This window comes from Streptomyces sp. NPDC006655, assembly GCF_040703965.1.
In the GTDB taxonomy this organism is placed as follows: Bacteria; Actinomycetota; Actinomycetes; order Streptomycetales; family Streptomycetaceae; genus Streptomyces.
On the sequence record NZ_JBEYJU010000198.1, the window covers coordinates 1 to 6,480 of the forward strand.

6 protein-coding genes and 1 tRNA gene are annotated in these 6,480 nt (G+C 73.1%); 5 read left to right on the plus strand and 2 right to left on the minus strand.

Going from position 1 to position 6,480, the window contains the following annotated elements:
* The first annotated feature begins 134 nt into the window (after positions 1 to 134).
* A complete protein-coding gene (locus AB0958_RS44135; protein ID WP_366896124.1) occupies positions 135 to 890 on the plus strand; it encodes a cobalt-precorrin-6A reductase in 756 nt (251 codons plus the stop codon).
* Positions 891 to 937: 47 nt separating this feature from the next.
* On the opposite strand, the gene cobF is transcribed toward AB0958_RS44135, so the two are convergent.
* A complete protein-coding gene (cobF, locus tag AB0958_RS44140; RefSeq protein ID WP_366896125.1) occupies positions 938 to 1,720 on the minus strand; it encodes a precorrin-6A synthase (deacetylating) in 783 nt (260 codons plus the stop codon).
* A gap of 46 nt (positions 1,721 to 1,766) precedes the next feature.
* Positions 1,767 to 2,276 carry a DUF309 domain-containing protein gene (locus tag AB0958_RS44145; RefSeq protein WP_366896126.1) on the minus strand — a complete coding sequence of 170 codons (510 nt, stop codon included), beginning with the start codon at positions 2,274 to 2,276 and terminating at the stop codon, positions 1,767 to 1,769.
* Positions 2,277 to 2,390: 114 nt separating this feature from the next.
* Here AB0958_RS44145 and AB0958_RS44150 point away from each other — a divergent pair.
* From AB0958_RS44150 to AB0958_RS44165, 4 genes are all read left to right on the plus strand, one after another.
* Positions 2,391 to 2,464, plus strand: a tRNA-Pro gene (locus AB0958_RS44150).
* A 94-nt stretch (positions 2,465 to 2,558) separates the two neighbouring features.
* Entirely contained in the window at positions 2,559 to 3,524 is a 966-nt protein-coding gene (locus tag AB0958_RS44155; protein ID WP_366896127.1) for a D-2-hydroxyacid dehydrogenase family protein, read from the plus strand.
* Positions 3,525 to 3,741: 217 nt separating this feature from the next.
* The gene (locus AB0958_RS44160) at positions 3,742 to 5,559 is read left to right on the plus strand and encodes an ABC transporter ATP-binding protein (protein WP_366896128.1); all 1,818 of its coding nucleotides are present in this window, start codon (positions 3,742 to 3,744) and stop codon (positions 5,557 to 5,559) included.
* Positions 5,560 to 5,640: 81 nt separating this feature from the next.
* On the plus strand, positions 5,641 to 6,306 hold the full coding sequence (locus tag AB0958_RS44165; protein ID WP_366896129.1) for an NUDIX domain-containing protein: 666 nt from the start codon (positions 5,641 to 5,643) through the stop codon (positions 6,304 to 6,306).
* Positions 6,307 to 6,480 lie beyond the last annotated feature (174 nt).

The window sequence follows — 6,480 nt, forward strand, 5'->3', positions numbered from 1 at the left end:
TCAGTAGAGTTGTGAGTGGAGTTCTATCGTGTGCTCTTCCGATCTGCCGGGCGGCCGTCCCGCCGGGAGCGGCCGCGCCCAGGCGGTTTCGCTCGTGTACCCGGAGTATCGGCTTGCCCCTTACGCTCGGGGCCATGTCCTCGCACGTCCTGATTCTCGGCGGTACCGCCGAGGCGCGTGAGCTGGCGGCCGTGCTCGCCGCGCGTCCCGGTGTCCGCGTCACCACCTCCCTCGCCGGGCGCGTCGGCCGGCCGGGGGCGCTGGCGGGGGAGGTCCGGGTCGGAGGCTTCGGCGGGCCGGCCGGACTCGCCGACTGGCTGCGCGAGCAGCGTGTGTCCGTTCTCGTCGACGCCACGCACCCGTTCGCCGGGACGATCACCGCGAACGCGGCTCGGGCCGCGGCGGCCACCGGCGTCGCGGCCCTGGTGCTGCGCCGCCCCGGCTGGCGGCCCGGCCCCGGGGACCGCTGGCACCCCGTCGCATCCCTGGCCGCCGCGGCGGAGCTGCTGCCCCGCTTCGGCCCCCGGGTCATGCTGACCACGGGACGCCTGGGCCTGTCCGCCTTCGCCCACCTGACGGACCACCACTTCGTCGTCCGGTCGGTGGAGCCCCCCGAACCCCCGATGCCCCCGCACACCGAAGTAGTGCTCGCCCGCGGCCCGTTCACCGTGTCCGACGAGACCGCGTTGCTGAGCGAGAACCTGATCGACGTGCTGGTGACGAAGGACAGCGGGGGAGCGGCGACGGCGGCCAAGCTCACGGCCGCACGCGAGCTGGGCCTGCCTGTGATCGTCGTACGACGGCCTCCGCTGCCGGCCGGGGTGACGGCGGTGCCCGACGTGGCGGAAGTGCTGGGACGGCTGGGACGGCTGGGACTCGGCCGCGGATGACCGCCGCGGTCCGCGACCGCCCGGCACGCGGCCGCCCCGGACGGCGGTCAGGTCCCCCGCGGCCCCTCGGGGTGGCGACGCAGCAGATACGTGTCCATGATCCAGCCCTTGCGCTCCCGGGCCTCGGCCCGCAGCCGCTCGATCCGCGGGGCGGCCTCGGCTATCGGGCCGGCGACCAGGATCTCGTCGGGGGTGCCGAGGTAGGCGCCCCAGTAGATGTCGATGTCCTGGTCCGCGTACCGCCGGAAGGCCTGGTGCGCGTCGAGCATCACCACCACGTCGTCCACCCCGTCGGGGAGCCCCTCGGCGACCCGCCGCCCGGTGGTGATCTGCACCGGCCGGCCCACCCGGTTCAGCCCGGTGCGGTGCCTGGCCACCAGCGACGACACACTGCTGATCCCGGGCACCACGTCGTACTCGAACGCCACCGAGCCCCGCTCCAGCACCTCCGCCAGGATCGCCAGCGTGCTGTCGTACAACGAGGGGTCGCCCCACACCAGGAAGGCGCCCGTCCCCGCGTCGCCCAGTTCCTCGCGGATCAGCCGCTCGTAGATGTCCGCGCGGGCGCTGCGCCAGTCCCCGACCGCCGGTGGGTACGCTCCGCCGCTCGCCGCCCGGTCCCGCTCCGGGTCCCGCGCCTCGACCAGCCGGTAGCCGCCGTCCGGCAGGTGCGTGTCGAGCATGTCCCGGCGCAGCCCGGTCAGGTCGCTCTTGACCTCGCCCTTGTCCAGGATGAAGAACACGTCCGTGTCCTTGAGCGCCCTGACCGCCTGGAGGGTGAGCTGGTCGGGGTCGCCCGCGCCGATACCGATGACATGAATCTTTCGCACGCCCCGAGTCTGCCGCATGCCACGGACAGCGGGTCACGCCGGTGCGCTACCGGGCGCCGCGCAGCCGGGGTGCCTCCGTCCTCGCCGTCACCGTCCCGGCGCCGCCCTCGACCCGCCCGGCCAGCTCCCGGGCCCACCGGGCGAGCCCCTCGACGTCCATCCCGTACGGCGACCGCTCCCCGCTCCCGGCCGCCCACTCCTCGACCGCACCGGCCCCGCGCCGCAGCAGCCGCGCCCCACCGGTCACGTTCCCCCGGGCCGAGTGCGTGAGCCCCACCGCCAGCTGCGCCAGCCCCCGCCACAGCGTCCGCTCCGCCTCGGGCCCCGACTTCCAGGCGTCCTCGAACACCTCGTGCGCGTGGAACGGCTTTCCGGCGTCCAGCAGCGCCTGCGCCTCGGCGACGGTCTCCTCGGGAGTCCGGACGACCCCCTCGGGCTGTCGTTCCACCCCGGACGCGCCGTACGGCAGCGGCCGCCCCAGCCCGTCACGCGGCCGGGCGTTGCGCGCCCGGCCCTCGGTGTCCCGGTCCCGTGCCCCTGTCCCCGTGTTTCCCATACGACCGATTGTGCCCCGGGGCACGCCCCTCCTCGCGCCCGCTTTCGGCTCGCCCGGGTGCGTGGGGTAAGGTGCTGTTCGCGCGATCACGCGGGCCACCGCGGGTGAGCGCACCGGGACGTGGCGCAGCTTGGTAGCGCACTTGACTGGGGGTCAAGGGGTCGCAGGTTCAAATCCTGTCGTCCCGACTTGCGAGGTCGCAGGTCGAGGGGTCTGTCGGAGGGTTCCGACGGGCCCCTTCGTCGTGTCCGGGCGCCGGTCCCCGGAAGGAACAATGCCCGTATGACCCTTCGCTGTGCCGTACTCGACGACTATCAGGGTGCCGCCCTCACCATGGCGGACTGGAGTCCCCTCGCCGGGCGGGCCGAGGTGCGCACGTTCCGCGAGTACCTCCCCGACCGGGACCGGCTCGCCGCCGAACTCGCCGACTGCGAGATCGTCGTGATCATGCGGGAGCGCACGCCGTTCGACGCGGACCTGCTGGGGCGGCTGCCCCGGCTGCGTCTGCTGGTCACCACCGGTATGCGCAACGCCTCCGTCGACCTCGCCGCCGCGGCCGCCCGCGGCGTGACCGTCTGCGGCACGGCGAGCAACGCCACCCCGCCGGTGGAACTGACCTGGGCCCTGCTCCTCGGCCTGGCCCGGCACGTCACCACGGAGAACCGCGCGCTGCGCGCGGGCGGCCCCTGGCAGTCCACCGTCGGCCAGGACCTGGCCGGGCGCACCCTGGGCCTGCTCGGACTCGGCAAGATCGGCACCCGGGTGGCCCGCGTGGCCGGCGCCTTCGGCATGGACGTGCTCGCCTGGAGCCGGCACCTCACCGCCGAGCGGGCCGCCGACGCCGGGGCCCGGCTGGCGTCGGGCAAGGAGGAGCTGCTACGCGGCAGCGACTTCGTCTCGGTCCACCTCGTGCTCTCCGACCGCACCCGTGGCCTGCTCGGGGAGCCGGAGCTGCGCGCCATGCGGCCGCACGCCTACCTCGTCAACACCTCGCGCGCCGCGATCGTCGACCGGGACGCGCTGCTGCGCGCCCTCGGCGAGGGGTGGATCGCGGGCGCCGGACTCGACGTCTTCGAAACCGAGCCGCTGCCCGCCGACGACCCCCTGCGCACCCTGCCGAACGTACTGGCCACCCCGCACCTCGGCTACGTCACCGAGCGGAACTACCGCACCTTCTACGCGGAGGCGGTGGCGGACATCACCGCGTTCCTCGACGGTACCCCCGTCCGGGTGCTGGCCGGCGGGTGAGGCGGCCCAGCAACCGCAGCCGCTGATCCCGGTGCCCTCGAACCCGCTCGGATGCGTGTTCGCACCGTAGTCGTCCCGTAGTCGTCGCGCCGAAAAACACGTGGACCGCGCCACCGTCGTCGCGCCACACTTCCCTTTCCTGACCTGCCGATTCCAGGCCGGCACGAACCTGTGGCGGCCGACTCGGCATGCCGCGCGACGACTACACAGGGTTGCTATGACGTCCTCTGTCGATTTACCTGCCACCGGACCACGCAGGGGCGCGGTGCTGCTCGCGCTCCGTCACTACGGACGGGAGCTGGCCCGGCTCAAGCGGCTCACCGTGCCCGCGATGCTGCTGCCGGCGCTCGGCAACATCGGAATCAACTACCTGGCCCCGCTGGTCGTGGCCAAGCTGGTCGGCAGGATCGCCGACGGCCACGGCCTGAGCCCGCGCAGTGCGCTGCCGTACGTCCTCGGCTTCGCCGGCGTCCTGCTGCTCGCGGAGGCGCTCTGGCGGGTCGGCCTGCACTGCCTGAACCGCCTGGACGCGCTCGGCATCGAGCGGCTGTACGTCCTCGGGATGGACGAACTGTTCGCGAAGGACGCCGCGTTCTTCCACGACAACTTCGCCGGGTCGCTCACCAAGCGGGTGCTGAGCTTCGCCACCCGCTTCGAGGAGTTCGGCGACACCCTCACCTTCAACATCGTCGGCAGCTTCGTGCCGCTGGCCTTCGGGTCCGTGGTGCTGTGGCGCTACGAACCGCTGCTCGTCGTGGGCCTCTTGACGATGATCGCGGTCACCGGGGTGTGCGCGGTGCCGCTGATCCGGCGCCGGCAGCGGCTGGTCGCCGAACGCGAGGAGGCCATCGCGCGGGTGTCCGGGCACGTCGCCGACAGCCTGATGAACATGGACACGGTCCGGGCGTTCGCCGCCGAGGAGCGGGAGGCCGCCGAACACCGGTCACGGGTGGCCGAGTCGCGGCGGCGCCAGCTGCGCTCCTGGGACTACGGCAACCTGCGCATCGACACGTTCGTCGCGCCGATGTCCGTGGCGACCAACGCGCTCGGTCTGCTGCTCGCGGTCACGCTGGCGGGCGGCGGGCACAGTGTGGAGGCGGTCGTGGTCGCCTTCACGTACTACTCCAACGCGACCCGGATCATGTTCGAGTTCAACCAGATCTACCGGCGCATGGAGAGCTCCATGACGGAGGCCGCGCAGTTCACCGAACTGCTCCTGGAGCCGCCGACCGTGCTCGACCCGGAGGTGCCGGAACCGCTCGCGCCGAAGGCCGCGGACGTCCGCTTCGAGAAGGTCTCCTTCACCCACGCGGGTGCCAAACCACTGTTCGAAGGACTGGACCTGGAGGTGCCCAGCGGGTCGAGGTTCGGCTTCGTCGGCCGGTCGGGCGGCGGCAAGACCACGCTGACCCGGCTGCTGCTGCGGATGACCGACATCGACGCCGGCCGGATCACGATCGGCGGCCAGGACATCAGCCGGCTGCGCCAGGCCGACCTGCGCAGCCAGATCGCCTACGTCCCGCAGGACCCCGCGATGTTCCACCGCACCCTGCGCGAGAACATCGCCTTCGCCCGGCCCGGCGCCACCGACGCCGAGATCCGGCTGGCCGCGGAGGCCGCGCACGTCACGGAGTTCGCCGACGCGCTGCCCGACGGCTTCGAGACGATGGTGGGGGAGCGGGGCGTGAAGCTCTCCGGCGGCCAGCGGCAGCGGGTCGCGCTGGCCCGGGCGATCCTCCGGGACGCCCCGATCCTGCTCCTGGACGAGGCGACCAGCGCCCTCGACTCCGAGAGCGAGCTCCTCGTCCAGGAGGCGCTGTGGCGGCTCATGGAGGGGCGGACGGCCCTGGTGGTGGCGCACCGGCTGAGCACGGTCGCCGCCATGGACCGGCTGGTGGTCCTCGACCGGGGCCGGATCGTCGAGCAGGGCACGCACCACGAACTGCTCGCCGCGGAGGGCGCCTACGCCAAACTGTGGCAGCACCAGTCGGGCGGCTTCCTCGACGAGGACCCCGCGAGGGTGGAAGTGCACTAGGTCACATCGGCCGGACCGGGCGGGTGGTAGACAGGTGATCATGAGCCATCCGAACACCTGCGCCCGTCCGGCCGGCATCCGATGACCGCCGGGATCGACACCCCGGACCGCCGGGGCCGTACCGGACTCGACCGCACCGGCCTGGACCTCACCGGCAACCCGCACGTGCGGGTCCGGGAGGTGAAACTGCTGTCCAGCCACTGGTACGTGGAGCGGGCCACCACCTTCGACTACCGGCACGCCGACGGCACCTGGCACACCGAGGAGCGCGAGACCCACGACCGCGGCAACGGCGCCACCCTCCTGCTGTACGACACCGAACGCGAAACCGTCCTGCTCACCCGCCAGTTCCGGTTCCCGGTGTACGTCAACGGCCACCCCGACGGCATGCTGATCGAGACCCCCGCCGGGCTCCTGGACGAGGCGGACGAACACCCCGAGCACGCGGTCCGCCGGGAGGTGGTCGAGGAGACCGGGCACACCGTCGGCGACGTCCAGCACGTCTTCGACGTCTACATGAGCCCCGGCTCGGTCACCGAGCGGATCTCCTTCTACGCGGCCGCCTACGGCCCGTCCACCCGCACCCACGAGGGCGGCGGCCTGGACGAGGAGGGCGAGGACATCGAGATCCTCGAACTCCCCTTCCGCCGGGCCCTGGAGATGATCCGGACGGGCGAGATCGCCGACGCCAAGACGATCATGCTGTTGCAGTGGGCGGCTCTGGAGGGCCCGTTCGCCGGTCGGTGATCCCGTCGACACCCCTGACCTGGACCGCACTTCGAGCCGAAGACTGCCGTTGGGGGCCCCCGCCCCCCCCGGGGGCGACCGCCCAGGCGGCGAGGACGGCCCCCCCCGGCCCGGCCGGGTTCCCGGCCCCCCGCCCGCGGCCGTCCGCGCCCGCGCGCGGGCGCGGACCGGACA